Origin of the sequence: Streptomyces sp. NPDC026589, from assembly GCF_040638385.1 — a bacterium.
Taxonomy (GTDB): Bacteria; Actinomycetota; Actinomycetes; order Streptomycetales; family Streptomycetaceae; genus Streptomyces.
The window spans coordinates 78,650-104,964 of record NZ_JBEZYG010000020.1 but is presented as its reverse complement, the minus strand read 5'-3'; the positions used below and the strand labels follow the sequence as shown (position 1 = coordinate 104,964).

The 26,315-nt window shown below is 70.7% G+C and carries 23 protein-coding genes and 1 tRNA gene; 10 read left to right on the top strand and 14 right to left on the bottom strand.

Annotation, left to right across the window (positions count from 1 at the left end):
- The first annotated feature begins 8 nt into the window (after positions 1-8).
- The 3 genes from AB0F29_RS29715 to AB0F29_RS29705 all read left to right on the top strand — a co-directional run bounded on the left by AB0F29_RS29715 (position 9) and on the right by AB0F29_RS29705 (position 4,783).
- Positions 9-1,934, top strand: a complete 1,926-nt coding sequence (locus AB0F29_RS29715) for a PQQ-binding-like beta-propeller repeat protein (RefSeq protein WP_361878256.1) — start codon at positions 9-11, stop codon at positions 1,932-1,934.
- A gap of 85 nt (positions 1,935-2,019) precedes the next feature.
- The gene (locus tag AB0F29_RS29710) at positions 2,020-3,801 is read left to right on the top strand and encodes a PQQ-binding-like beta-propeller repeat protein (protein ID WP_361878253.1); all 1,782 of its coding nucleotides are present in this window, start codon (positions 2,020-2,022) and stop codon (positions 3,799-3,801) included.
- Positions 3,802-4,072: 271 nt separating this feature from the next.
- On the top strand, positions 4,073-4,783 hold the full coding sequence (locus AB0F29_RS29705; protein WP_361878250.1) for a LuxR C-terminal-related transcriptional regulator: 711 nt from the start codon (positions 4,073-4,075) through the stop codon (positions 4,781-4,783).
- A 42-nt stretch (positions 4,784-4,825) separates the two neighbouring features.
- Here the strand turns inward: AB0F29_RS29705 and AB0F29_RS29700 are convergent, their stop codons facing one another.
- Positions 4,826-5,185, bottom strand: coding sequence for a hypothetical protein (locus tag AB0F29_RS29700; RefSeq protein ID WP_361878247.1), 360 nt, complete (start codon positions 5,183-5,185; stop codon positions 4,826-4,828).
- Positions 5,186-5,200: 15 nt separating this feature from the next.
- Entirely contained in the window at positions 5,201-6,871 is a 1,671-nt protein-coding gene (locus tag AB0F29_RS29695) for a sodium:solute symporter family protein (RefSeq protein ID WP_265601151.1), read from the bottom strand.
- Positions 6,872-7,106: 235 nt separating this feature from the next.
- Here AB0F29_RS29695 and galT point away from each other — a divergent pair, with 235 nt between their 5' ends.
- Genes galT through galK form a run of 3 tightly spaced genes read left to right on the top strand, consistent with a single transcriptional unit; the run spans position 7,107 to position 10,380 of the window.
- Positions 7,107-8,150, top strand: a complete 1,044-nt coding sequence (gene galT / locus AB0F29_RS29690) for a galactose-1-phosphate uridylyltransferase (protein ID WP_361878244.1) — start codon at positions 7,107-7,109, stop codon at positions 8,148-8,150.
- A complete protein-coding gene (gene galE / locus AB0F29_RS29685) occupies positions 8,147-9,145 on the top strand; it encodes a UDP-glucose 4-epimerase GalE (RefSeq protein ID WP_361878241.1) in 999 nt (332 codons plus the stop codon). Before galT ends, galE begins: the two co-directional genes overlap by 4 nt.
- Complete coding sequence (gene galK, locus AB0F29_RS29680; protein WP_361878238.1) at positions 9,142-10,380, top strand: galactokinase; 1,239 nt, start codon at positions 9,142-9,144, stop codon at positions 10,378-10,380. Before galE ends, galK begins: the two co-directional genes overlap by 4 nt.
- Before the next feature lie 60 nt (positions 10,381-10,440).
- Here the strand turns inward: galK and AB0F29_RS29675 are convergent, their stop codons facing one another.
- Positions 10,441-10,881 carry a GNAT family N-acetyltransferase gene (locus AB0F29_RS29675; protein ID WP_018961712.1) on the bottom strand — a complete coding sequence of 147 codons (441 nt, stop codon included), beginning with the start codon at positions 10,879-10,881 and terminating at the stop codon, positions 10,441-10,443.
- 246 nt (positions 10,882-11,127) lie between these two features.
- On the opposite strand from AB0F29_RS29675, the gene AB0F29_RS29670 reads away from it, so the two are divergent.
- The gene (locus AB0F29_RS29670; protein ID WP_361878234.1) at positions 11,128-11,913 is read left to right on the top strand and encodes a response regulator transcription factor; all 786 of its coding nucleotides are present in this window, start codon (positions 11,128-11,130) and stop codon (positions 11,911-11,913) included.
- Here the strand turns inward: AB0F29_RS29670 and AB0F29_RS29665 are convergent.
- Positions 11,869-12,366 (bottom strand): MarR family transcriptional regulator, encoded by a 498-nt coding sequence (locus AB0F29_RS29665; protein WP_361878231.1) that lies wholly within the window; start codon positions 12,364-12,366, stop codon positions 11,869-11,871. The genes AB0F29_RS29670 and AB0F29_RS29665 overlap by 45 nt on opposite strands.
- Positions 12,367-12,455: 89 nt before the next feature.
- Between AB0F29_RS29665 and AB0F29_RS29660 the strand changes: the two genes are divergently transcribed.
- Positions 12,456-13,271 carry a trans-aconitate 2-methyltransferase gene (locus AB0F29_RS29660; protein ID WP_361878228.1) on the top strand — a complete coding sequence of 272 codons (816 nt, stop codon included), beginning with the start codon at positions 12,456-12,458 and terminating at the stop codon, positions 13,269-13,271.
- 8 nt (positions 13,272-13,279) lie between these two features.
- Here AB0F29_RS29660 and AB0F29_RS29655 read toward each other — a convergent pair whose 3' ends face one another.
- The 3 genes from AB0F29_RS29655 to AB0F29_RS29645 form a co-directional block, all read right to left on the bottom strand.
- A complete protein-coding gene (locus AB0F29_RS29655) occupies positions 13,280-13,882 on the bottom strand; it encodes a Uma2 family endonuclease (protein WP_361878425.1) in 603 nt (200 codons plus the stop codon).
- Positions 13,883-13,984: 102 nt separating this feature from the next.
- Positions 13,985-14,671, bottom strand: a complete 687-nt coding sequence (locus AB0F29_RS29650) for a TetR/AcrR family transcriptional regulator (protein ID WP_026291172.1) — start codon at positions 14,669-14,671, stop codon at positions 13,985-13,987.
- Complete coding sequence (locus tag AB0F29_RS29645; protein WP_361878225.1) at positions 14,668-15,654, bottom strand: fatty acid desaturase; 987 nt, start codon at positions 15,652-15,654, stop codon at positions 14,668-14,670. The genes AB0F29_RS29650 and AB0F29_RS29645 overlap by 4 nt, the downstream gene beginning before the upstream one ends.
- Before the next feature lie 398 nt (positions 15,655-16,052).
- Between AB0F29_RS29645 and ppc the strand changes: the two genes are divergently transcribed.
- Positions 16,053-18,782, top strand: a complete 2,730-nt coding sequence (gene ppc, locus AB0F29_RS29640) for a phosphoenolpyruvate carboxylase (RefSeq protein WP_361878222.1) — start codon at positions 16,053-16,055, stop codon at positions 18,780-18,782.
- 47 nt (positions 18,783-18,829) lie between these two features.
- On the opposite strand, the gene AB0F29_RS29635 is transcribed toward ppc, so the two are convergent.
- The 7 genes from AB0F29_RS29635 to AB0F29_RS29605 form a co-directional block, all read right to left on the bottom strand.
- Positions 18,830-19,300, bottom strand: coding sequence for a hypothetical protein (locus AB0F29_RS29635; RefSeq protein ID WP_018961720.1), 471 nt, complete (start codon positions 19,298-19,300; stop codon positions 18,830-18,832).
- Positions 19,301-19,422: 122 nt separating this feature from the next.
- Positions 19,423-20,016, bottom strand: coding sequence for an aminoacyl-tRNA hydrolase (pth, locus tag AB0F29_RS29630; protein ID WP_361878219.1), 594 nt, complete (start codon positions 20,014-20,016; stop codon positions 19,423-19,425).
- Positions 20,017-20,175: 159 nt separating this feature from the next.
- Positions 20,176-20,760 (bottom strand): 50S ribosomal protein L25/general stress protein Ctc, encoded by a 585-nt coding sequence (locus AB0F29_RS29625; protein ID WP_361878215.1) that lies wholly within the window; start codon positions 20,758-20,760, stop codon positions 20,176-20,178.
- Positions 20,761-20,967: 207 nt separating this feature from the next.
- Complete coding sequence (locus AB0F29_RS29620; RefSeq protein WP_015609053.1) at positions 20,968-21,945, bottom strand: ribose-phosphate diphosphokinase; 978 nt, start codon at positions 21,943-21,945, stop codon at positions 20,968-20,970.
- A 119-nt stretch (positions 21,946-22,064) separates the two neighbouring features.
- Entirely contained in the window at positions 22,065-23,513 is a 1,449-nt protein-coding gene (glmU, locus tag AB0F29_RS29615; RefSeq protein WP_361878212.1) for a bifunctional UDP-N-acetylglucosamine diphosphorylase/glucosamine-1-phosphate N-acetyltransferase GlmU, read from the bottom strand.
- A 108-nt stretch (positions 23,514-23,621) separates the two neighbouring features.
- Positions 23,622-23,693, bottom strand: a tRNA-Gln gene (locus AB0F29_RS29610).
- Positions 23,694-24,587, bottom strand: a complete 894-nt coding sequence (locus tag AB0F29_RS29605) for a hypothetical protein (protein ID WP_361878209.1) — start codon at positions 24,585-24,587, stop codon at positions 23,694-23,696.
- A gap of 156 nt (positions 24,588-24,743) precedes the next feature.
- Between AB0F29_RS29605 and AB0F29_RS29600 the strand changes: the two genes are divergently transcribed.
- Positions 24,744-26,069: a histidine kinase gene (locus AB0F29_RS29600; protein WP_361878206.1), complete on the top strand. Its 1,326-nt coding sequence runs from the start codon at positions 24,744-24,746 to the stop codon at positions 26,067-26,069.
- Positions 26,070-26,315: the final 246 nt, after the last annotated feature.

Genomic DNA, 26,315 nt, shown 5'->3' with positions numbered 1-26,315 from the left:
GTGCTGATATGAGCCAGCCGCCCAGCCAGCAACCGCCGCAGGGAGGCTTCGGGGCTCCGCAGGAGCCGCCGAACGGAGCTTTTCAGCAGCCCCAGGACCAGCCGGACCTGGCGAAGCCGCCGCAGACGCCGCCGGGTCAGCCGCCCCAGGGGCCGCCCCCCGCGCAGCCGCCCGGGCCCCCGGCCGGCCCGCCGCAGACGTCCCCGCCGGGCACCCCGGCGTACGGCTATCCGCAGCAGCAGCCCCAGGCCGGGCCCGGCTACGGCTATCCGCAGCAGCCCGGCCAGGCCCCCGGACCGTACGGCCAGCAGGCTCCCGGACCGTACGGCCAGCAGCCCGGCCCCTACGGTCAGCAGGCCCCGGGCCCGTACGGTCAGCAGGCTCCCGGTCCGTACGGTCAGCAGCCCCAGCCCGGCTACGGCTACCCGACGCAGCAGCACCCCGGCGCCCCCGCCCCCGGCGGACCGGGCTCCGGCCCCGGCGGGTTCCTCAAGAACAAGACCGGCATCGTGGTCGCCGCGGCGCTCGCCGTGGTCCTGGTCGCCGGGGCGGGCACCTGGTTCCTCGTGAGCGACGGCGGGGACGACCCCAAGAAGCCGGTCGCCGGCACGACCAACGACCCCAAGCCCCCCAGTGAGTCGCCGACGGTCGACGAGGGCGACGGCACCGGCGACGGCCGCGAGGGCAACGACGACCTCAACGCCGGGCGCAAGCCGGGCGAGGCCAAGGTCGCCTGGCTCCAGAAGAACGACGTCGACCTGCCGCGCAACGGCGCGTCCGTCGAGGGCCCCTGGTTCACCGGCGACCTGGTCGCCAAGGCCATGTACCGCGGCGTCTCCGGCTACTCCGTCGCCGACGGCAAGCAGAAGTGGACCCTGGCGCTCCCCGCCGACGTGTGCGCCGCGCCCAACAGCGCGACCGCCGACGGCAAGCTCGTCATCGGTGTGAAGGACGGCACCACCGACCGGGCCAAGTGCTCCGTCCTCCAGATGATCGACCTCAACACCGGCAAGGCCGGCTGGAAGAAGACGATCAAGAAGAACGGCACCTGGGACTTCCTGTCGGACATCGGTCTGGCGATCAGCGGAGACACCGTCACGGTCGGGCGCACCGGCAACTCCAACGCCTACCGCGTCAGCGACGGCAAGGAGCTGTTCGGCACCCCTGAGGGCAACTGCAAGCCCTTCGCCTTCGCCGGCGGCGCGAAGCTGATCGCCGCCGCCAGCTGCCGCACCGACGACGCCAAGAACCCGCAGCACCAGGTCCAGGAGCTGGACCCGGTCACCGGCAAGGCCAAGTGGACGTACCAGCCCGCGCGCGGCTGGGAGGTCAGCAAGGTCTACTCGGTCAGCCCGCTCGTCGTCAGGTTCGACAACGAGGCGAAGAAGCAGTACGGCATCGCGGCGCTCACCGAGAGCGGCAAGCTCCGCTCGCAGCTCGCACCCGCGCAGGGCGACAAGCTCACCGTCGACTGCGGGGGCAGTTTCGCGGTCTTCGGCGAGAAGCTCGAAGGGTGCAGCGGCGTCGCCGCCGACGCCAACACCTTCTACATCGCGACCGAGGACGACAGCAGCGGGACCTCGCGGACCAACAAGGTCATCGCGTTCGACCTGAACACCGGGAAGCCCAAGTGGGAGGCGCCCGCCCCGGCCGAGCGCGTTCTGAAGCCGCTGGGCATGGAGGGCGGCGACGTGCTGCTCTACATGCGGCCGAAGTACGACACCGCCGGCGCACTCGTGACCCTGCCGCCGACCGGCGGCACTCCCAAGACGCTGCTCCAGCACCCGGCGTCGGCCGGCCGGATCGAGAACGGCTTCTTCTCGTCCAAGGTCCTCTACCAGGACGGCCGCTCCTACATCTTCAGCAAGCGCGTGAGCGCGAGCAACGACAAGGAAGAGCTGGAGCAGTCGACGATGCTGGTGTTCACCAAGTGACGGTCCGCCACGGCATCCGGCCGCGGTCGGCCCCTCCCGGCCCCACGCGCCCCCACACCCACTCGTCTCCCGAGGTACGCACGCCATGACCCAGCCGCCCCAGCCACCGCAGCAGCCGCCGAACACGCCCCCGCCTTCCGGTCCGCCCTCCGGTGGGTTCGGCGCGCCGCAGGACCCGCCGCCGGGAGGCTACGGCACCCCGCCGCCGGCCGGTGGCTACCCCACCCCGCCCGCGCCGCAGCCCAACGGGTACGGCTACCCCCAGGCCCCGCAGCAGGGTTACGGCTACCCGCAGGGGCCCGCCGGGCATCCCGGGCAGCCCGGGCAGCCCGGGATGCCCCAGCAGGGTTACGGCTACCCGACCCAGCCGATGCAGCCGCAGTACGGGGCCCCGCAGCCGGCCGGCGACGGCGGCAAGAAGTTCTCCACCCAGATGCAGATCATCGTCGCCGCGGCCGTCGCCGTGGTGCTGATCATCGGCGGCGGGATCATCTACGCCTCCACCGGCGACGAGAAGGGCGGCACGGACGAGGCCTCCTCGTCCGGCGCCACCGGAGGCGAGGCCAAGGGCGGCGAGGGCGGCCTGGCCGGCGGCGAGGAGAAGGCGCCCGCCAACACCAAGTCCAAGGTCGCCTTCCAGTTCCCGGAGCCGGTGGTCACCGACATCACCACGGTCGCGGGCTCCTGGGTCACCGACAAGGCGTACGTCAAGTCCGGCATCGCCGAGGTCACCGGCTACGACCGCGACAAGGGCACCAAACTCTGGTCCTTCCCGCTGGCCGGCGAGATCTGCTCCGTGTCCCGGCACATGAGCAAGGACTACAAGGCGGCCATCGTCTTCCAGGAGACGAAGGCGACCAAGGAGAACAAGTACCCGTCGTGCAACCAGGTCGGCGCGATCGACCTGAGCGCCGGCAAGCTCCTGTGGAGCAAGAGCGTCACCTCCGCCACCGGCGGTGACCGGCCGATCCGCTTCGACGAGGTCACGCTCAGCGGAACCACCGTCGCCGCGGGCGGAACCTCCGGCGGCGCGGCCTTCAACCTGGCCGACGGCGCCTCGCTCTGGAAGCCGAAGGTCGGCGCGGACGGCTGTTACGACCGCGGCTACGCGGGAGGCGACGCCCTCGCCGTGGTCCGCAGGTGCGGCACGTCCGACAGCCCGCAGCTCACCGTGCAGGCGCTGAACCCGAAGACCGGCGCGCCGCTGTCCTCGTTCCAGATGCCCGCGGGCGTCGACTACGCGAGCATCGTCTCCACCAAGCCGCTGGTGGTCGCGGCCGACGTCGGCGACACCGCCGGCGACGGCAGCAGCATCTCCGACTTCTTCTCGATCGACGCGGCCACCGGCAAGCTGATCGTCCGCATTCCCGCCGACGCGGACAAGTACGCGGCGGAGTGCGGCTCCACCGATGTCGAGCAGTGCACGAACATGGCCGTCGGCAACAACCGGCTCTACCTGCCGACCGAGAGGCACGACGGAACCAGCGAGTACGGCGACACGAACGAGATCGTCGCCTTCGACCTGGCCACCGGAAAGCTCCTCGGCGGCCGGGCGGACGCGGGCGACCGCCACACCCTGACGCCGCTCCGGATGGACGGCACCAGCATCATCGCCTACAAGGAGGGCCCGTACGACAAGGGCGGCCAGGTCGTCTCCATCGACGGCGAGACCTTCAAGCAGACCCTGCTGATGGAGAACCCGAGCGACGAGACCGTCCGGGAGGCGGAGAAGCGGTTCAACATCGGCTCGGCCGAACTCCTCTACAGCGACGGCCGGTTCTACATGGCGGGCAGGTCGGTCCACAAGCCCAGCACCGTCAACCCCGACGAGAAGCGCTACCTCGTCGTCGCCTACCGCACCGACTGATCACCGCGCTCTCCCCGGGGAGCGTCCCGCAGTGCCAGGCCCCGCCGGTCGATCACCTCGCCGGCGGGGCCGATCGCTTTCCGCCCGTGAAGTGACCGCGAACTGCCGGTCAACGAGCCATGAACGCAGGTCAACTGGGGCCGAATGGCGCAGAATTCGGCATTCCGGGGGGCTTCTCCCACGTAACGGCCGCGCGGCGTCGAACAAGCGTGTAACTTGCCGGGGCAGGAGTCCGGGGGCCGGGCGTACAGGGGCTTTGGGGGTGAGGACCGTGGGTGTGCGGCTCATGGTGGTCGACGACCACCGGCTGCTCGCCGAGGCACTCGCCTCGGCGCTGAAACTGCGCGGGCACCGGGTGCTCGCGGCGGCGGCGCCGACGTCCGGGGCAGCGGAGCTGGTCGTCAGCAGGGCCCCGGAGGTCTGTCTGTTCGGTACGGCCTCGCCCGCCGCCCCCGGGGTCTTCGACCCGATCACGCGCATCGGCCGGGAACGCCCGCAGGTGGCGGTGGTGGTCCTCGGACCGGTGCCCAGCCCGCGCGGGATCGCCGCGGCGTTCGCCGCCGGGGCCGCGGGGTACGTCCGGCACGACGAGCGCATCGAGGGCGTCGAGCGGGCCATGCTCAAGGCGCGGGCGGGGGAGAGCGCCATCGCCCCGCAGCTGCTGCGGGGGGCCTTCGCCGAACTGCTCAACCCGACGGCCCAGCCCGACGACGAGGGGCGGCGGCTGCTGCGGATGCTGACGCCGCGCGAGGCGGAGGTGCTGGTGCGGGTCGCCGAGGGCGAGGGCACCCGGCTGATCGCGGCCGGCATGGACATCGCCCCGAGCACCGCCCGCACCCACGTCCAGCGGGTCCTGATGAAGCTCGGCGTCGGCTCCCGCCTGGAGGCGGCCGCCCTCGCGGCCCGTACGGGACTGCTGGAGAGGGCCGCGGACGACGGCGGCACGCCGCAGGGGCCGTACATCCCCGGACAGCGCGGGTGACGTACGGCCCCTGCGGGCACGGCGGACGAGCGGTGGGGCCGGTCAGCCCGCGCCGGACTCCGGCGTCGGGCCCGGGCCCGGGTCGGTTTCCGGGGCCGCCGGGGCCTCGGCCGGGCGCAGCTTCATCCAGACCAGGAAGAACAGGCCGAGCGCCAGCATGGCGAGGCCCGTCCACAGGTTGATGTGGACGCCCTCGGCCTTCTTCAGGTCGGCGTCGGACGGGCTGACGCCGGCGATGGTGACGATCACTCCGTAAACCACGAACAGGCCGCCGATGATCCGCCGGATGTCGAAGAGACGGGCGGCGGTGGCGGACTTGCGCTCCAGCTCGGAGACTTCCTTGTGCAGGTCGGACGTGCGCGGGCCGGATGTGCGCGGGTCGGACATGTGCGGGTCGGACATGGTGAGTGCCTCCGATCAGAACGAGTAGGGGATGTAGCAGGCGGCGGCGAGGACGACCGCGCCCCAGCCGAGCAGGGCGGGCTTGCGGTACCAGGCGCTGTCGGCCTCGTCGAGCGCCTCGTCGGGGTCCGGCGATTCGGTCCCGTACACCAGACCGGCCAGTTCCGCTTCGGGCTTCGGCGCGGTGAAGAGGGTGACGGCGACCATGACGACGGCTCCGGCGACGAATCCGACGATCGCGGAGACGAAGTTGGCGCCCTGGTCGGACGGGATGTCGATGATCCCGCCCTTGTAGATCCAGAAGTAGTTGACCATCGCGGCCCCGGTGCCCGCGACCAGGCCCCAGACACCGGACTTCATCGAGGCCCGCTTCCAGAACATGCCGATGATGAAGACGACGAACATCGGGACGTTGAAGAACGAGAACAGCGTCTGGAGGTAGCTCATGATGTTCGAGAAGCTGGCGGCGATGAACGCCGTGCCGATCGAGGCCAGCACACCGATCGCCGTGATCAGCCGCCCGAAGCGCAGGTAGTAGGCGTCCGGCTTGTCCTTCACCACGTACCGCTGCCAGATGTCGGTGGTGAACACCGTGTTGAACGAGGACACGTTGGCCGCCATGCCCGCCATGAACGCGGCGAGCAGACCGGTCACCGCGATGCCGAGCACGCCGTTGGGCAGCAGCTCCTGCATCAGCAGGGGTATCGCGTCGTTGTAGGTGAGGTCGGAGTCCGGGGTGCCGATCTTGGGCACGATCACGGCGGCGACCAGGCCCGGGATCATCACCGCGAAGACGATGAAGATCTTCGGGAAGGCGGCGATCAGCGGGGTGCGCTTGGCGGCGGAGAGGTTCTTCGCGGACAGGGCGCGCTGCACCTCGGCGAAGTTCGTCGTCCAGTAGCCGAAGGACAGCACGAAGCCGAGGCCCAGGATGATCGTCAGCCAGTTGGCGCCCAGCGGGTTGGCGTCACCGATGCCGGTGCCGCCCCAGGCGGTCATGAAGTCCCCGCCGTGCTGCTTGGTCAACGAGTCGCTCATCGCGTCCCAGCCGCCGACCCGCTTCAGGCCGAGGACGGTGAGGGGGATCAGCGCGGCGAGGATGACGAAGAACTGGAGCACCTCGTTGTAGATCGCCGACGAGAGTCCGCCGATCGTGATGTAGACCAGCACGAACAGGCCCGCGACGACGATCGCGACCCACTGGGGCCAGCCGAGGAGCGCCTCCACGACGATCGACAGGGCGTAGAGGTTGACGCCCGCGATGAGGATCGCCGCGAAGGCGAAGAGCACGGAGCTGAGCAGGTGCGCGGACCTGTCGAACCGCTGGAGCAGGAACTCCGGCACGGAGCGCACCTTGGAGCGGTAGTAGAACGGCATCATCACCAGGCCGAGGAAGACCATGGCCGGGATCGCGCCGATCCAGTACCAGTGCACCACCGCGACGCCGTACTGCGCGCCGGTGGCCGCCATGCCGAGGATCTCGGTGGCGCCGAGGTTGGCCGCGACGAAGGCGAGCCCGGTCACCCAGGCGGGCAGCGACCGTCCGGAGAGGAAGAAGTCGAGGCTCGTCCTCACACTGGCACGGGCCGCGAAGCCGATGCCGAGCACGACGACGAAGTAGATCGCCAGGATGGCGTAGTCGAGCCCGTTCGTGGGGAGCCGGAGCCCTTCGGCAAGTGTGTGCATGGGGGGTACTCGCTTCGTTGCGCGAACTGAACCCGTCGGAACTTACGCCTCTGTGTTCGAGAAATGAACAGTCTCGTTGGGGTTCTTTGTTTGATCGTGATCGGGCGTGGGTGAATGTCCGGGTATGCCGTCCGGGATCGCGGAACGCTCGCAGATGCGCGCGGTCATTGACGCGCGTGTTTGCTTGTGATTTGTTATGTGCGATTATGTTGGGAGGATCTGGTGGAGGACCCTGGTGAAGAAGACGGTTACGACCCTCGCCGACGGCCGTGAGCTGATCTATTACGACTCCGCCGACGACACCGTCCGCGACGCCGTCGATCACCGCCCGCTGGATCCGGTATCGACCTCGTCCGAGATCCGTCGCGACCCTCTGCTCGGTGACGCGGTCGCCGTCGCCTCGCACCGCCAGGCGCGCACCTATCACCCGCCGGCCGACGCCTGCCCGCTCTGCCCCACGCGCGACGGACGGGTCGGCGAGATCCCCGACAGCGACTACGACGTCGCCGTCTTCGAGAACCGCTTCCCCTCCCTCGCCGGTGACTCCGGCCGCTGCGAGGTCGTCTGCTTCACCGCCGACCACGAAGCGTCCTTCGCCGACCTCACCGAGGAACAGGCCGCCCTCGTCCTCGCCGCCTGGACCGACCGCACCGCCGAACTCGCCGCACTCGGCCAGGTCACCCAGGTCTTCTGCTTCGAGAACCGGGGCGCCGAGATCGGCGTGACCCTCGGCCACCCGCACGGCCAGATCTACGGCTATCCCTTCGTCACCCCGCGCACCGAACTGATGCTCCGCTCGGCCGCCCGCCACCGGGAGGAGACCGGCCGCAACCTCTTCGACGACGTGGTCGCCCGCGAGGAGGGGGACGGCTCGCGCATCGTCCTCGCCACCGACCACTGGGCCGCCTTCGTCCCGTACGCGGCCCACTGGCCCTACGAGGTCCACCTGTACCCCCGCCGCCGCGTCCCCGACCTGCGGGAGCTGGACGAGCGGGCGCGGACGGAGTTCCCACAGGTCTATCTGGAACTCTTGAGGCGCTTCGACCGGATCTTCGGACCCGGTCAGCCGCCGACCCCGTACATCTCCGCCTGGCACCAGGCGCCGTTCGAGGTCCCCGGACGGGACGACTTCGCGCTGCACCTGGAGCTTTTCACCATTCGCCGGACCTCCGGCAAGCTGAAGTTCCTCGCGGGGTCCGAGTCCGGCATGAGCGTGTTCATCAACGACGTGCCGCCGGAGGCCGCGGCCGAGCGACTGCGAGAGGTAGCGAGCAAGTGAGCGATTCCCCGAAGGCCGGCAAGCTCCCGAAGAAGTACCTGGTCACCGGCGGCGCCGGCTACGTCGGGAGCGTCGTCGCCCAGCACCTGCTGGAGGCCGGGCACACCGTGACCGTCCTGGACGACCTCTCCACCGGCTTCCGCGCGGGCGTCCCGGCCGGAGCCGCGTTCATCGAGGGCCGCGTCCAGGACGCCGCCCGCCACCTGGACCCCTCCTACGACGGCGTCCTGCACTTCGCCGCCTTCTCCCAGGTCGGCGAATCCGTCGTCGACCCGGAGAAGTACTGGGTCAACAACGTCGGCGGCACCACCGCCCTGCTCGCCGCGATGCGCGAGCACGGCGTGCGCACCCTCGTCTTCTCCTCCACCGCCGCCACCTACGGCGAACCGGTCTCCAGCCCCATCACCGAGACCGACCCCACCGCCCCCACCAGCCCCTACGGCGCGTCCAAACTCGCCGTCGACCACATGATCAGCGGCGAGGCCACCGCCCACGGCCTGGCCGCCGTCTCGCTGCGCTACTTCAACGTGGCCGGGGCCTACGGCAGTTGCGGCGAACGCCACGCGCCCGAGTCCCACCTCATCCCGCTGGTCCTCCAAGTGGCCCTGGGACAGCGCGAGTCGATCTCCGTGTACGGCGACGACTACCCCACCCCCGACGGCACCTGCGTCCGCGACTACATCCACGTCGCCGACCTCGCCGACGCCCACCTGCTGGCCCTTCGGGCCGCCGCCCCCGGCGAGCACCTCATCTGCAACCTCGGCAACGGCAACGGCTTCTCGGTCCGCGAGGTCATCGAGACCGCCCGCAAGGTCACCGGCCACCCCGTCCCCGAGACCGCCGCCCCCCGCCGCGGCGGCGACCCGGCCGTCCTCGTCGCCTCCGCCACCACCGCCGTCGAGCGCCTCGGCTGGCAGCCCTCCCGCGCCGACCTGGCCGGAATCATCGCCGACGCCTGGCAGTTCGCCCGCCGAGAGGACACGACCACCCCATGACCGAGACCACCGCCCCGCCCACGCCCCTTACGGAGCCGGACGGGGCCGTCCCCGCCGCCACTTTCGCGGAGCCGGACGGGACCGACCCCGCCGCCACCTTCTCCGAGCTGTACGGGGGCGAGCCCGACGGCGTCTGGGCGGCACCCGGACGAGTGAACCTGATCGGCGAGTACACCGACTTCAACGACGGCTTCGTCATGCCGCTCGCCCTCCCGCACACCGCCGTCGCGGCCGTCTCCCGCCGCGACGACGGCGTCCTGCGCCTGTACTCCTCCGACGTCCCCGGCGGCGTCGTCTCCCTGCGCGTCGACGAACTCGCCCCGCACTCCGGCCACGGCTGGGCCGCCTACCCCGCCGGGGTGCTCTGGGCGCTGCGCGAGGCCGGGCACCCGGTCACCGGGGCGGACATCGCCCTGACCTCCACCGTGCCCACGGGCGCCGGGCTCTCCTCCTCCGCCGCCCTCGAAGTCGTCACCGCGCTGGCCCTGAACGACCTCTTCCACCTCGGCCTCACCGGACCCGAACTCGCCGTCGTCGGCCGCCGCGCCGAGAACGACTTCGTCGGCGTGCCCTGCGGGATCATGGACCAGATGGCCTCGGCCTGCTGCGTCGAGGGCCACGCCCTCCACCTGGACACCCGCGACCTCTCCCTGCGCCAGGTGCCCTTCGACCTGGCCGCCCAGGGCCTGACGCTGCTGGTCGTCGACACCCGGGTCAAGCACGCGCTCGGCGACGGGGCGTACGCGGAGCGCCGGGCCGGCTGCGAGGAGGGCGCCCGGCTGCTCGGCATACCGATGCTGCGCGACCTGCCGTACGCCGGTCTCGACGCGGCGCTCGCCACCTTCGCCGACGCCGGGGCGGACGAGTCCGTGATCCGCTACGTACGCCATGTCGTCGGCGACAACCGCCGGGTCGAGCAGGTCATCGCCCTGCTCGACGCGGGCGACGTCCGCGCCGCGGGCCCCGTCCTCAACGAGGGCCACCGCTCGCTCCGCGACGATCTGCGGGTCTCCTGCCCTGAACTGGACCTGGTGGTCGAGGCGGCGAACGAGGCCGGGGCGCTCGGTGCGCGGATGACCGGCGGCGGCTTCGGCGGCTCGGCGGTCGTCCTGGTGGAGGCGGCGGCGGCCGGCACCGTGGCCAAGGCCGTCAGTGAGGCGTTCGCGGCGGCCGGACACACGGCCCCGGGGATCTTCGACGCCATCCCGTCGGCCGGGGCGCGCCGACTGCGCTGACCCCGCCGCGGAGCCCCGCGTTCACAGGTCCTTGACCAGGACGAACGCGGAGCCCCACGTTCACAGGTCCTTGACCAGGATGAACTCGGTGACGCCCGGCGGGTAGTCCGCGACCCGGCCGATCTCCTCGTACCCCTGTCCGCGGTAGAAGCCGGGGGCCTGGAAGTCCCAGGTCTCCAACCGCGAACGGGTGCAGGCGCGCTCGGTGCGGGCGGTCCGTTCGGCCTCGGCGAGCAGCCGCGCGCCGAGGCCGGAGCCCCGGTGCGGGGCGTCGACCCAGAGCAGATCGACATGCAGCCAGTACGCCCAGGTCCGCCCGGTCAGTCCGCCCGCCAGGGCCCCGTGCTCGTCCAACGCCCAGACCTCCAGCGGAACTTCGTGCTCGGCGGGGGTGGAGAGCAGGGCACGCAGGCCGGCCGCGGCCGCGATGTTGTCCTCGTGCAGACGCCCGCTCAGCAGAATGCGACGTTCTTTGTCTACTTCTGTCTCAAGACGGAACATGAAGCACACCCTAAACACCCTGGGCGACCAGTTCGGCGAATCGCCTTCCCCTCGTGGCCCCCACCCGTACGCTGATGCTCAGCACCGGTGGGGGCCGGTGCTCATTCAGGGGAGCGAGAGAGCCGGGTACGGCGCCCGGGGGCGGGGCGGCAGGCGGTGCGAAGGCGGCGGCCGGAGCACAGTGGGCCGCGCCGATCCCTCCGGACGCCGTACCCGCAGCTGTCCGCCCCCACCGATGGGGGTTCTGTGGCGCGTATCCGGGTTCTGGTGGTCGATGACCACCGCATCTTCGCCGAGTCGCTCGCGGCGGCCCTCGCGGCCGAGCCCGACGTGGACGTGTCCGCTGCGGGCAGCGGCCCGGCCGCGCTGCGCGCCCTGGAGCGCGCCGCCGCCGAGGGGCGCGGATACGACGTGCTGCTGGTGGACGCCGAGTTGGGCGCCACGACGGCCGGCGGCGCGCACGCCGTTCCCGTCCCCCGGCAGGAGGAGACGGGCGTCGTCGACGGCATCTCCCTGGTCGCCGGGGTCAGTTCGGGCCGGCCCGCCGTCCGGTCGGTGGTGCTCGCCGAGAAGGACGATCCGCGGGCCGCCGCACGGGCGCTCCAGGCGGGCGCCTCGGGCTGGGTGGCCAAGGACTGCTCGTTGCAGCGGCTGCTGGCGGTGATACGGGGCGTGCTGCGCGACGAGACGCATCTGCCGCCCGCGCTGCTCACCGGCGTACTGCGGGAGCTGACCGCCACCCGCAAGCACCGTACCGAGAGCGAGCGGCTGGTGGAGTCGCTGACGCCGCGTGAGCGGGAGGTGCTGCGCTGCATGGTGGCGGGACTCGGCCGCAAGGCGGTCGCCGAGCGGCTGTTCCTCTCCCCGCACACGGTGCGCACCCATATGCAGAACGTGCTGGGCAAGCTCGGAGTGCACTCGACGCTGGCCGCGGTGGCGCTGGCCCGCCGGGCGGGGGTCGGCCCCGCGGAGCCGACGATGCGTCCCCTAAGTGGGAATGTTGTCGAACGGGGCGGTCAACTGGCGCAGTAGCCGGGCCAGTTCGCCGCGCTGGTGGCGGGAGAGCTCGCCGAGGATGGCGCGTTCCTGGTCGAGCAGTCCGGCCAGCGACTGGTCGGCCCTGTCCCGTCCCTCGGCCGTGAGCCGGACGAGGACGCCGCGCCGGTCGCTCGGGTCGGGCAGCCGCTCGACGAGGTTCTTCTTGGTCAGCCGGTCGATGCGGTTGGTCATCGTGCCCGAGGTGACCAGGGTCTGGGTGAGCAGTTGCCCGGGGGAGAGCTGGTACGGGGCGCCGGCCCGGCGCAACGACGTCAGCACGTCGAACTCCCACGGCTCCAGGTTGTGCTCGGAGAAGGCTATGCGGCGGGCCCGGTCGAGGTGGCGTGCCAGGCGGGAGACGCGGCTGAGCACCTCGAGTGGTTCCACGTCGAGGTCGGGGCGCTCGCGGCGCCATGCAGCGACCAGTCGGTCGACCTCGTCCTCCATAGCGATCAGTGTAGAGGGTCCCTCGACATGAAGTCTCTTGAATTCAAGTGTCTTGACATCAAGAGATTCTCGGCGTGATCCTGTTCCCCATGACCGCACCCGACCAGCCCTCCTGGGACCCGCAGCAGTACCTGCGCCACGCCGACCACCGCACCCGCCCCTTCCACGACCTCCTGGCCCGCATCGGCGACCTCCCCGGCCACCCCGCACCCCGCATCGCCGACCTCGGCTGCGGCGCGGGCAACGTCACCGCCCTCCTCGCGGACCGCTGGCCGGATGCCCGGATCACCGGCTACGACACCTCGCGCGAGATGCTCGCCGAGGCCGCCGCCCACGCCCGGCCGCCCCTGCTCGACTTCGCCGAGGCCGACGCCGCGACCTGGACGCCGACCGAGACGTACGGCCTGATCGTCTCCACCTCCGCACTCCAGTGGATCCCCGGCCACGCCGACCACTTCCCCCGCTGGCTCGACGCCCTCGCCCCCGGCGGAACCCTCGCCTTCCAGCTCCCCGGCAACTTCACCGCCCCCAGCCACGCCCTCCTGGCCGCCCTCCGCGCATCCGACCGCTGGCGCCCCCTGCTCCACGGCATCGGCGACCGCACCGCCTCCGCCCTGGACCCCGCCGACTACCTCACCCGCCTCCGCGACCTCGGCTGCACGGCCGACGTCTGGGAGACCACCTACCTACAGACCCTCCACGGCGACGACGCGGTCCTCGACTGGGTCAAGGGCACCGCACTGCGCCCCGTCCTCACCGCCCTCGCCGACGACCCGGCGGCCCGCGACGCGTTCCTCACCGAATACCGCGACCTGCTCCGCGAGGCCTACCCGCCCGGCCCGTACGGCACGGTCTTCCCGTTCCGCCGCATCTTCGCGGTCGCCCGCAAGGAGCCGGCAGCGTAACCGGCGCCCTACAGCTCCTTGAGCGCGTCCGCCGAGACGTCGATGTCCACCGGGAACGGCACACCCGTCTTCAGCCGGTCGTGATGGATCCCGGTCAGCGCGTACGCCTTCGTCACCGGGTCCAGCTCATAGACCCGCACGACGGGGTGCTGGTCGGTGCCGGTCATCTCCACGAGCCAGAAGTGCGGGATGCCGGCGGTCGCGTACTTGTGCGGCTTGGCCTCACGGTCGCGGGCCTCGGAGTCGGGGGAGACGACCTCTACGGCGAGGAGGACGTCGGCGGCCTGGTACCGGGTCACTTCCGGTCCGGTGACGGCCTCGGCCCGAACGACGGAGACATCCGGCTCGGGACCATTGCGCCGGTCCAGCACCACGGTCATCTCACGGCGGACCTTCACCTCCGGCGGGGCCGTACTGCGCAGTCCCGTCACCAGCAGATCGATCATCGTGCTGTGAAAGTCTCGCTGCGGACTCACGAAAACCAGGCTCCCGTCGATCAGCTCTGTGTGCGGCGGGAGATCGGGCAGCGTGAACAGATCGTCCACGGTGTATCCGTCCTGCGGGGGCACCGGCCAGCGGGAGCTGTGCGCGGTGGTCGGCTCGGCGGTCATGGTTCCTCCCATGGACGAATCCTCTGCCCTCACGACCACACTACGGCGGGAAATCCGCACCCGTCATCACAACGGGTGACGACGTACGGAAGGGTCGCGCGGTCAGCTCTTCCGGTGCCCTATCAGCCGAGGCTTCGCCTCCAGGTTCTCCAGCCCGTGCCAGCACAGATTCACCAGATGGGCGGCCACCTCGGCCTTCTTCGGCTTGCGCACGTCCAGCCACCACTGGCCCGTCAGCGCCACCATCCCCACCAGCGCCTGCGCGTACAGCGGGGCCAGCTTCGGATCGAAGCCCCGGGCCTTGAACTCCAGACCCAGGATGTCCTCCACCTGCGTGGCGATATCACTGATCAGCGACGCGAACGTGCCCGTCGACTGCGCCACCGGCGAATCCCGCACCAGGATCCGGAAACCGTCCGTGTACGACTCGATGTAATCCAGCAGCGCGAACGCCGCCTGCTCCAGCAGCTCGCGCGGATGGCCCGCCGTCAGCGCCCCCGTCACCATGTCCAGCAGCCGGCGCATCTCGCGGTCGACCACCACCGCGTACAGGCCCTCCTTGCCGCCGAAGTGCTCGTACACCACCGGCTTGGACACCCCGGCACGCGCCGCGATCTCCTCCACCGACGTGCCCTCGAAACCCTTGTCGGCGAAGAGGGCGCGCCCGATGTCCAGCAGCTGCTCGCGGCGTTCCTTGCCCGTCATCCGGACCCGCCGGGCCCGGCGGGAGGGGGAGGTCCTGCTCTGCTCGCTGCTCGTGCTGCCGTCGGTCGCCACGTCGTCAATCATGCCGCGTCGGCCGGAACGGACGTGCGCCGGGAGTCGATACGCTCGGCGTCCGGCCACCGCACATCCGTGGCCCAGCCCAGCACCTCGAACCAGCGGATCAGCCGGGCACTGGAGTCGATCTGCCCCCGCATCACCCCGTGCCGGGCACTCGTCGGGTCCGCGTGGTGCAGGTTGTGCCACGACTCGCCGCACGACAGCACCGCCAGCCACCACACGTTCCCCGACCGGTCACGGGACCTGAAGGGCCGCTTGCCCACCGCGTGGCAGATCGAGTTGATCGACCAGGTCACATGGTGCAGCAGCGCCACCCGCACCAGCGAACCCCAGAAGAACGCCGTCGCCGCACCCCACCACGACATCGTCACGAGGCCGCCGACCAGCGGCGGAATCGCCAGCGAGACGATCGTGAAGGAGAGGAAGTGGCGCGAGATGCCCCGGATCGCCGGGTCCTTGATCAGGTCGGGGGCGTACTTCTGCTGCGGCGTCTGCTCCTCGTCGAACATCCACGCGATGTGCGCCCACCACAGCCCCTTCATCAGAGCCGGCAGGCTCTCCCCGAACCGCCACGGCGAATGCGGATCACCCTCCGCGTCCGAGAACCGGTGGTGCTTGCGGTGATCGGCCACCCACCGCACCAGGGGCCCCTCCACCGCCAGCGAACCCATCACGGCCAGCGCGATCCGCAACGGCCGCTTCGCCTTGAACGAACCGTGCGTGAAATACCGGTGGAAGCCGATCGTGATCCCGTGACAGCCGATGAAGTACATCGCCACCAGCAGCCCCAGATCCAGCCAGCTCACCCCCCGGCCCCACGCCAACGGCACCGCCGCGACCAGGGCCACGAACGGCACCACGATGAACGCCAGCAGCGCGAACTGCTCGATCGACCGCTTGTTGTCGCCGCCCAGCGTGCCGGGCGGCAACGAGGCCCCGGCCGCACCGGGAGGCTCGGTCTCGTCGATCACATGGGGGGTGCTCGCCATGGGGGGATACCTCTGAGGGTGAGGGAGAAGACTCGGACGGCCGTGGCTACGGTTCCGTAACCTACGGCTTGGTAAGTATGGCAGTGACGGGCACCACAACACGAGAGGCCGCCCGGACCCGTCACCCGCGATACCCCGCCCGCCCGCTGGGTAAGGGGACAGAGGCCCGGGTGTACCGGGCGGCGACCGCGCCCCCCGTCGGGGCAACGGACACGCCGCCTGCGACGACACCTATCCTGGGAGCGTCGGACAGCGCGGTCCGCACCCGCTCGTCGGGGCGTGGCGACAGCACCGCTGCCAGCCGCAGGGCCCCGGACCCCGCCACCCGCCCCCACCACCACCCACGGGGGACGGCGAAGCGAACGCACCTCCTCATTCACTGCAAGGAGCCGCACACTGTGAGCAGTGCCGACCAGACCCCTGCCGCCAGCCCCGCGCTGCGCGCCGACATCCGCCGCCTCGGCGACCTCCTCGGCGAGACCCTCGTCCGCCAGGAGGGCCAGGAGCTCCTCGACCTCGTCGAGCGGGTCCGCGCCCTGACCCGCACCGACGGCGAAGCCGCCGCCGAACTCCTCGGCGACACGGACCTGGAGACCGCGGCACAGCTCGTGCGCGCCTTCTCCACCTACTTCCACCTCGCCAACGTCACCGAGCAGGTCCACCGCGCCCACGAGATGCGCGACCGCCGCGCGGCCGAGGGCGGCCTGCTCGCCCGCACCGCCGACCGGCTCAAGGACGCCGACCCCGAGCACCTCCGCGAGACGGTCAAGAACCTCAACGTCCGGCCCGTCTTCACCGCACACCCCACCGAGGCCGCCCGCCGCTCGGTCCTCAACAAGCTCCGCCGCATCGGGGCCCTCCTGGAGACCCCGGTCATCGAGGCCGACCGCCGCCGCCTGGACCTCCGCCTCGCCGAGAACATCGACCTCATCTGGCAGACCGACGAACTCCGCGTCGTCCGCCCGGAGCCCGCCGACGAGGCCCGCAACGCCATCTACTACCTCGACGAACTCCACGCGGGCGCCGTCGGAGACGTCCTGGAGGACCTCGCCGCCGAACTCGAACGCGTCGGCGTCGAACTGCCCGCCGGCACCCGCCCCCTCACCTTCGGCACCTGGATCGGCGGCGACCGCGACGGCAACCCCAACGTGACCCCCGCCGTCACCTGGGACGTCCTGATCCTCCAGCACGAGCACGGCATCACCGACGCCCTGGAGATGATCGACCACCTCCGCGGCCTCCTCTCCAACTCCATCCGCTACGCCGGAGCCACCGAGGAACTCCTCACCTCCCTCCAGACCGACCTGGAGAACCTCCCCGGCATCAGCCCCCGCTACAAGCGGCTGAACGCCGAAGAGCCCTACCGCCTCAAGGCCACCTGCATCCGCCAGAAGCTCGTCAACACCCGCGAGCGCCTCGCCGAAGGCACCCCCCACCGCCCCGGCTGCGACTACCTCGGCACCGCCGGGCTCATCGCCGACCTGGAACTCATCCAGACCTCCCTGCGCGCACACAAGGGCGGCCTCTTCGCCGACGGCCGGATGGACCGCACCATCCGCACCCTCGGCGCCTTCGGCCTCCAGCTCGCCACCATGGACGTACGCGAACACGCCGACGCCCACCACCACGCCCTCGGCCAGCTCTTCGACCGGCTCGGCGAGGAGTCCTGGCGCTACACCGACATGCCCCGCGACTACCGGCAGAAGCTCCTCGCCAAGGAACTCCGCTCCCGCCGGCCGCTCGCCCCCACCCCCGCCCCGCTCGACGCGGCCGGCGAGAAGACCCTCGGCGTCTTCCACACCATCAAGCAGGCCTTCGAACGCTTCGGCCCCGAAGTCATCGAGTCCTACATCATCTCCATGTGCCAGGGAGCCGACGACGTCTTCGCCGCCGCCGTCCTCGCCCGCGAGGCCGGACTCGTCGACCTCCACGCCGGCTGGGCCAAGATCGGCATCGTCCCGCTCCTGGAGACCACCGACGAGCTCAAGGCCGCCGACGTCATCCTCGACGCCATGCTCGCCGACCCCTCCTACCGCCGTCTCGTCTCCCTGCGCGGCGACGTCCAGGAGGTCATGCTCGGCTACAGCGACTCCTCCAAGTTCGGCGGCATCACCACCTCCCAGTGGGAGATCCACCGCGCCCAGCGACGCCTCCGCGACGTCGCCCACCGCTACGGCGTACGCCTGCGCCTCTTCCACGGCCGCGGCGGCACCGTCGGCCGAGGCGGCGGCCCCTCCCACGACGCGATCCTCGCCCAGCCCTGGGGCACCCTGGAAGGCGAGATCAAGGTCACCGAACAGGGCGAGGTCATCTCCGACAAGTACCTCATCCCCGCCCTCGCCCGCGAGAACCTGGAACTGACCGTCGCGGCCACCCTCCAGGCCTCCGCCCTGCACACCGCACCCCGCCAGTCCGACGAAGCCCTCGCCCGCTGGGACGCGGCCATGGACACCGTCTCCGACGCGGCCCACGACGCCTACCGCAAGCTCGTCGAGGACCCCGACCTGCCCGCGTACTTCCTCGCCTCCACCCCCGTCGACCAGCTCGCCGACCTGCACCTGGGCTCACGGCCCTCCCGCCGCCCCGGCTCCGGCGTCTCCCTCGACGGCCTGCGCGCCATCCCGTGGGTCTTCGGCTGGACCCAGTCACGGCAGATCGTGCCCGGCTGGTACGGCGTCGGCTCCGGCCTCAAGGCCCTGCGCGAAGCCGGACTCGACACCGTCCTCGACGAGATGCACGAGCACTGGCACTTCTTCCGCAACTTCCTCTCCAACGTGGAGATGACGCTCGCCAAGACCGACCTGCGCATCGCCCGGCACTACGTCGACACACTCGTCCCCGACGAACTGAAGCACGTCTTCGACGCCATCGAGGCCGAGCACGCCCTGACCGTACGGGAAGTCCTCAAGGTCACCGGCTCCACCGAACTGCTCGGCACCAGCCCGGTACTCCAGCAGACCTTCGCCATCCGCGACGCCTACCTGGACCCGATCTCCTACCTCCAGGTCTCCCTGCTGGCCCGCCAGCGCGAGGCGGCCGAGCGCGGCGAGGAAGCCGACCCGCTGCTCGCCCGCGCCCTGCTCCTCACCGTCAACGGCGTCGCGGCAGGACTCCGCAACACCGGCTGACCGTAGAGGACGTACGGACGTACGGAAGGGCCCCCGGGGCGGTCCCGCTACAGCGCGACGAACGTCGCCACCAGCAGGACCGCCCCCGCCGTACCCACACCCCACGCCGTCCGCGACATCCGCAGCCCGCCGCCGATCACGAACGCGGCCAGCACCATCGCCCCGCCCAACGGCACCCACGCATGCAGAAAGCCCGGCAACCCCGTGCGGACCACCGCATCGGAACCGGGCTTCACCACGACAGCGAAACGCTCCCCCTCCCGCGCCGCGACGGACCGGTCCACGCTCACCCGCGGACGCTCCCGCGACACCGCGTCCGGCTCGAACGAACCGGTGCACGTCTCCTCGCCGCACCCCGTCACCGTCACCGTGCCGTGGTCACGCCCCTTGGCCAGAACGATGTGGTGCGCCGTGTTCCACGACGACCACGCACCGGCGACCAGCAGCACCAGGACGACCAGCCCCATGGCCACCCGACGGCCCGCGAGCGCCGCACGCTGCGAAGAGCTCCGTTTCATGGGGGCCGATCCTTGGCCAGACCCCCACCCGCGGTCAACCTGTGGCCGAAAAACGCCCCACCAGGGAAGGGAATGTCAGGAGTTGCGGAGGGGAGACAGGGCGCCTCAGGAGTTGTGGCGCCTCAGGAGTTGTACGCGCTCTGCGCCCGCTCCAGCCCCTCCGCCAGCAGACACTCCACCGCGTCCGCCGACCGGTCCACCAGGAACGCCAGCTCCTTGCGCTCGGTCGACGAGAAGTCCTTCAGCACGAAATCCGCGACCTGCATCCGCCCCGGTGGCCGCCCGATCCCGAACCGCACCCGGTGATAGTCCGGACCCATCGCCTTCGTCATCGACTTCAGCCCGTTGTGCCCGTTGTCACCGCCACCCAGCTTCAGCCGCAGCATCCCGTAATCGACGTCCAGCTCGTCATGGACCGCCACGACATGATCCGTCGGCACCTTGTAGAAGTCCCGCAGCGCCGTCACCGGCCCGCCCGACAGATTCATGTACGACATCGGCTTCACCAGGATCACCCGGCGGCTCCCCGGACCCGGCGGACCCACCCGCCCCTCGACGACCTGCGCCTGCGCCTTCTGCGCCCGCTTGAACTTCCCGCCGATCCGCGTCGCCAGCAGATCGGCGACCATGAACCCGACGTTGTGCCGGTTCGCCGCGTAGTCGGGGCCGGGATTGCCCAGGCCCACGATGAGCCAGGGGTCGGTGGCGTCGGACATCAGCGCTCGGTCTCCTCGCACGCAGGGGATGGCAGGGACAGCAGGGACAGCAGGGATGGCATGCAGGCATGGCAGGCATGGCAGGCAAACGGGGCGGCGGCTCCCGGAAGGGAACCACCACCCCGTCAGTCAAGCAGGTGGAACGGTGAGCGGTACGACTCAGGCCTCGGCGGCTTCGCCGGCCTCGTCCGCGGACGGCTCCTCGGCCTGCGCGGCGACGACCTGGATCACGATGGCGTCCTCGTCACCGGCGAGCACGGAGCCCTTCGGCAGCGCGATGTCCTTCGCCTGGATCGAGTCACCGGCGTCCAGACCCGCGACGGAGACCGTCACGGACTCGGGGATGTGGGTGGCCTCGGCCTCGACGAGCAGCGTGTTCAGCACGAACTCGAGCAGGTTGGCGCCCGGCGCCAGGTCGCCCTCGGCGTGCACCGCGATCTCGACGTTGACCTTCTCGCCGCGCTTCACGGTCAGCAGGTCGACGTGCTCGATGGTGCTGCGGAGGGGGTGACGCTGCACAGCCTTGGGGATGACCAGCGCGTCCTTGCCGTCGATCTCCAGACCGATCAGGACGTTCGCCGTACGCAGCGCCAGCAGCAGCTCGTGGCCCGGCAGCGTGACGTGAACCGGCTCGGCGCCGTGGCCGTAGACGACCGCGGGAACACGGTTGGCGCGACGCACACGGCGGGCGGCGCCCTTGCCGAACTCGGTACGGACCTCGGTGGCGAGCTTGATCTCAGCCATGGTTGCACTCCTCGTCAGGTGGGTGAGCCGTCGGGAGACGGAACACGAACGGTCACCCGGCCCACGACAGGCCTGCTACGAAGAGCGCGTCGATAACGGACCGCCGTACACACAGGTACGGCCTCCCTCGCCGAGCAACTCGCTGAGTCTACCCGGCGGGGAGGCCGCACCCCAAAGTGGATCACCGGAGAGTGATCGACACCGCTGTCAGCCCTGCTCCTCGAAGAGGCTCGTCACCGAACCGTCCTCGAACACCTCACGCACCGCACGCGCGATCGTCGGCGCGATCGAGAGCACCGTGATCTTGTCCAGCTCCAGCTCACCCGGGGTCGGCAGCGTGTCCGTGAACACGAACTCGCTCACCTTCGAGTTCTTCAGCCGGTCCGCCGCCGGACCCGACAGCACCCCGTGCGTCGCCGTCACGATGACGTCCTCCGCACCGTGCGCGAACAGCGCGTCCGCTGCGGCGCAGATCGTGCCACCGGTGTCGATCATGTCGTCGACCAGCACACAGACCCGGCCCTCGACGTTGCCCACGACCTCGTGGACCGAGACCTGGTTCGGCACGTCCTTGTCACGACGCTTGTGCACGATCGCCAGCGGCGCGTCCAGCCGGTCGCACCAACGGTCGGCGACCCGCACCCGGCCCGCGTCCGGCGACACGATCGTCAGCTTGGAACGGTCGACCTTCGCGCCCACGTAGTCCGCCAGGATCGGCAGCGCGAACAGGTGGTCCACCGGACCGTCGAAGAAGCCCTGGATCTGGTCCGTGTGCAGATCGACGGTGAGGATCCGGTCCGCACCCGCCGTCGCCATCAGATCCGCCACCATGCGCGCCGAGATCGGCTCACGGCCACGGTGCTTCTTGTCCTGGCGGGCATAACCGTAGAACGGCACGATCACCGTGATGGAGCGGGCCGAAGCGCGCTTCAGCGCGTCCAGCATGATCAACTGCTCCATGATCCACTTGTTGATCGGAGCCGTGTGGCTCTGGATCAGGAAGCAGTCCGCGCCACGTGCCGACTCCTGGAACCGCACATAGATCTCACCGTTGGCGAAATCGAAGGCCTTCGTCGGCACGAGACCGACTCCCAGCTGATGGGCGACCTCCTCGGCAAGCTCGGGGTGGGCGCGGCCGGAGAAGAGCATCAGTTTCTTCTCGCCGGTCGTCTTGATCCCGGTCACAGCACAGTCTCCTCAGACGTGTATCTGGCGCTGCACGCATAGGTCCCGATGTGCAACGAGCCAGCCGAAATGGGTGAGCATCTATCACGGTACGCCGTCACCGGCGCACCTGTTTCCGGTCAGCTTTGCCCGTCGGTCTCCTGCGACGACGCCTGAGCGGCCTGCGCGGCGGCGCTGCCCGGCCGCTTCCGCGCCACCCAACCCTCGATATTCCGCTGCTGGCCCCGCGCCACGGCCAGCGAACCGGCGGGCACGTCCTTGGTGATGACGGACCCGGCGGCGGTGTAGACCCCGTCCCCGACCGTGACGGGCGCCACAAACATATTGTCCGAACCGGTACGGCAGTGAGAGCCGATCGTCGTGTGGTGCTTCGCGACACCGTCGTAGTTCACGAAGACGCTCGCCGCACCGATGTTGGTGTGATCACCGATCGTCGCGTCACCGACGTAACTCAGATGCGGGACCTTGGTCCCTTCCCCGATCGTCGCGTTCTTCATCTCCACGTACGTACCGGCCTTGGCCTTCGTCCCCAGCCGGGTGCCCGGCCGCAGATAGGCGTACGGGCCGACGAGCGCCCCCGCCCCGATCTCGGCCGAGTCCGTCACGGAGTTGTCCACCCGGGCGCCGGCCCCGACGACGGTGCTCTCGATCCGCGAGTTCGGACCCACCTCGCTGTCCTCCGCGAGGTGCGTGGTCCCCAGCAGCTGGGTCCCCGGGTGCACGACCGCGTCCCGCTCGTACGTCACGGTCGCGTCGATCAGCGTGGACGACGGGTCCACCACGGTCACGCCCGCGAGCATCGCCCGCTCCAGAAGCCGCTCGTTGAGCAGCCGGCGCGCCTGCGCCAACTGGAGCCGGTTGTTGATGCCGAGGATCTCCCGGTGGTCGCCCGCCACGGAGGCCCCGACCCGGTGCCCGGCCTCGCGCAGGATGGACAGCACGTCGGTGAGGTACTCCTCGCCCTGGCTGTTGTCGGTGCGCACCTTGCCCAGCGCGTCGCCCAACAGCCGCCCGTCGAACGCGAACACCCCGGAGTTGATCTCCCGGATCGCCCGCTGCTCGTCGGTGGCGTCCTTGTGCTCGACGATCTCGGTGACCGCACCGGTGGCGGGGTCGCGCACGATGCGCCCGTAGCCGGTGGAGTCGGGGACCTCGGCGCTCAGGACGGTGACCGCGTTGGCGTCGGCGGCGTGGGTGGCGGCGAGCGCGCCGAGCGTCTCGCCGGACAGCAGGGGGGTGTCCCCGCAGACGACGATCACGGTGCCCTCGACGGCCCCGCCGAGCTCTTCGAGCCCCATGCGGACGGCGTGCCCGGTGCCGTTCTGCTCGGCCTGGAAGGCGGTGCGCACGGGGGCGTCGCCGGCGTTCAGGTGCGCGGTGACCTGCTCACTGGCATGGCCGACGACCACGACGAGGTGCTGGGGGTCCAGCTCACGGGAGGCGGCGACGACATGTCCGACGAGCGAGCGCCCGGAGATCTCGTGCAGAACCTTGGGTGTCTTCGACTTCATGCGGGTGCCCTCACCCGCTGCGAGGACGACGACGGCTGCCGGGCTGGTTGCGCTCACGGATGTGCCCTTCGGCTTCGGGTGGTGGTCATCCGCAGGATACCGGGGGTGTTTCCGGTGGAAACGGGGGCGGGCCCCGACCTGTGTGGTCGGGGCCCGATGCGTGAGCTCCGCCGGCTGGATTCGAACCAGCGTCTCAAGGCTCCAAAGGCCTGCGGGATGCCGCTACCCCACGGCGGATCACGCCTCAACCCTACCGGGTCGATCACCACTTCTGAGCCTGGAGGTGGCCCCTGCGGCGATCCCGGACCACCACCCTTCGATGCGGCGGTAGAGGGTGGCACCCTTGGCGACTCGGATGACCAGACACCCGCGATACGCCTCGCCCACATTCTTCCGGATGGTTCGTGGATTGTGCTTCTTGAGGGTTGTTTTCCGGAGGGCGGACACCTCGATGCCGACCAGGTCGGCCCAGTACCTCTCGGCGGCTGGGACGTCTGCGGTTTCGTGGATCATCACCCGGTAGGAGAGCCGGTCCCGGGATACGTCCAGCAGATCCAGCCAGGCCAGATAGACGGCTATGACATCCGGGTCGCTGTTGATGAACGTGACGTTCTCGCGCCGGTCGTAGACCTTGTCCTTGCTTCCTTCCGCCCAGTACAGGGCAACGCCGGTGTAGAAGAGCTCCTGGTCCGACATGGTCACGGTCTCGTCCCGCGCGACCGCCTTCGTGTGCTGCCGCTCCTTGTCCCGTACCGCCAGTTCGTGGTCCCAGCGCATCCGCCCCGCAAGGCGCGCCTGCTCGATCGCGTCAAGGCTGCGCTCCGGCTTCGGCAGATCCCGTACCCACAACGAGATGGACCCCTTGGAGCAGCCCAGCTCCACCTGGATCTGGTCGTACGTCATCCCCTGGAGTCGCAGTTCCCGGGCCTTCGCCCGTACGTCGTCCTTGGCGTTCGGGCGCTTCGTCCACTCCGGGGCGGGTTCGCCCTGGAGGAGCCGGTTGAGGATGTCGTTGTTGTCGACGTGGAGCCGGTCGCGGATCTGGCGGCGGCTGAGCCCCTCCCGGCGCAGCGCCACCGCCTGCTCGCGCAGGCCCTCGAAGTCGGCGTACTTGCTTGTGGTTTCCGTCATACGGGGATCGTCGTCCGGAATGCGAACGTCCGGGTCGAAAGTGCGGTCGATTCGCCATTTCAGGCGATCGGCATGTGTTTCGTGCTTGTTCGAACGCGGAACGTGCTGTTGCCGGTCACCGGAAATTGGGATGCGTCCGCCCGTAGGCTGGATGCCATGACCGCAACGGGGGCAGACCGGGAAGCGGCGGGAACGACCACCCGCGGCTACTGGTGGTGGGAGCGGCGACGCGGTGTCGCCCTGGACGTGGGGCTGGCGCTGGTGTCGGCGCTGGAGTGTGGCCTGGAGGGGGTGGAGTTCGCCCGGAACACCGGGATGCCGGTGCCGGTGGGCGTGGTGTTCGGACTGCTGGCGGGTTCGGTGCTGCTGGTGCGTCGGCGGTGGCCGATCGCCGTGGTGCTCGTGACGATCGCGATGACGCCCGCCGAGATGGGCTTCCTGATGGCCCTCGTGGGCCTCTACACGCTGGCGGCGTCCGAGGTGCCGCGCCGGATCACCGTCGTGCTGGCGGGGATGGCGTTGGTGGGGACGTTCATCGTCACCTGGGTGCGGTTGCGGCAGAGTGTGGCCGAGCAGGCCGACTTCGGGCCGGGGGACTGGTACGTCCCGCTGATGTCCGGATTCATGGCGGTGGGGCTCACGGCCCCGTCGGTGTTGTTCGGCCTCTACACAGGGGCCAGGCGCCGTCTGATGGAGAGCCTGCGGGAGCGGGCCGATTCGCTGGAGCGGGAGCTGTCGCTGCTCGCGGACCGGGCCGAGGAGCGGGCCGAGTGGGCGCGTACGGAGGAGCGGACCCGGATCGCCCGGGAGATGCACGACGTGGTGGCCCACCGGGTGAGCCTGATGGTGGTCCACGCCGCGGCGCTCCAGGCGGTCGCGCCGAAGGATCCGGCGAAGGCCGTGCGTAATGCGGCGCTGGTCGGGGACATGGGGCGGCAGGCGTTGACGGAGTTGCGCGAGATGCTCGGGGTGTTGCGCACGGGGGACGCGTTGACCGCGCCGGCCGCCGCGGGGGCGGTTCCGCTGGCGTCGGTGCGGAAGGCGGCTGTCGCGGCCGCCGCCACCGTCGCGTCGGAGGACGGGCCCCGGCTGCATGAGCTGGAGGCGTTGGTGGCGCAGTCGCGGCAGGCGGGGATGGTCGTGGAGCTGTCGGTGGACGGTGCGGCGCGGCCGTATCCGCCGGAGGTGGAGCAGACGGCGTTCCGGGTGGTGCAGGAGGCGTTGACGAACGTGCACAAGCATGCGGCGGGCGCGAAGACGTGGGTGCGGCTGGCGCATCGGGAGGCCGAGGTCGCGATGCAGGTGGAGAACGGTCCTTCGGACTCGGCGGCGGCGGACGCGGGGCTGCCGAGCGGGGGGAACGGGCTGGTGGGGATGCGGGAGCGGGTGCTGGGGCTGGGGGGTGTGTTCGTGTCCGGTCCCACGGACGCGGGGGGCTTCCGGGTTTCGGCGGTGCTCCCGGACGCGCTGGGCGACGCCTGAAGCCGAGGTGTGGGGGCCGCACCTTTCAGCCTGCCCGGCGTGGGCTGCCCGCTTCGGCCCGCTCGTGTGGAGGGCCGCCCGTTTCAGCCCGTCCGGCGTTGGCCCCCCGCTTCGGCCCGCTTGCGTGGGGCCGCACATTGCAGCTCGTCCGGTGTGGGCTGCCTCCGGCCTGCTTGCGTGGGGCCGCACCTTTCAGCCTGCCCGGCGTGGGCTGCCCGCTTCGGCCCGCTTGTGTGGAGGGCCGCA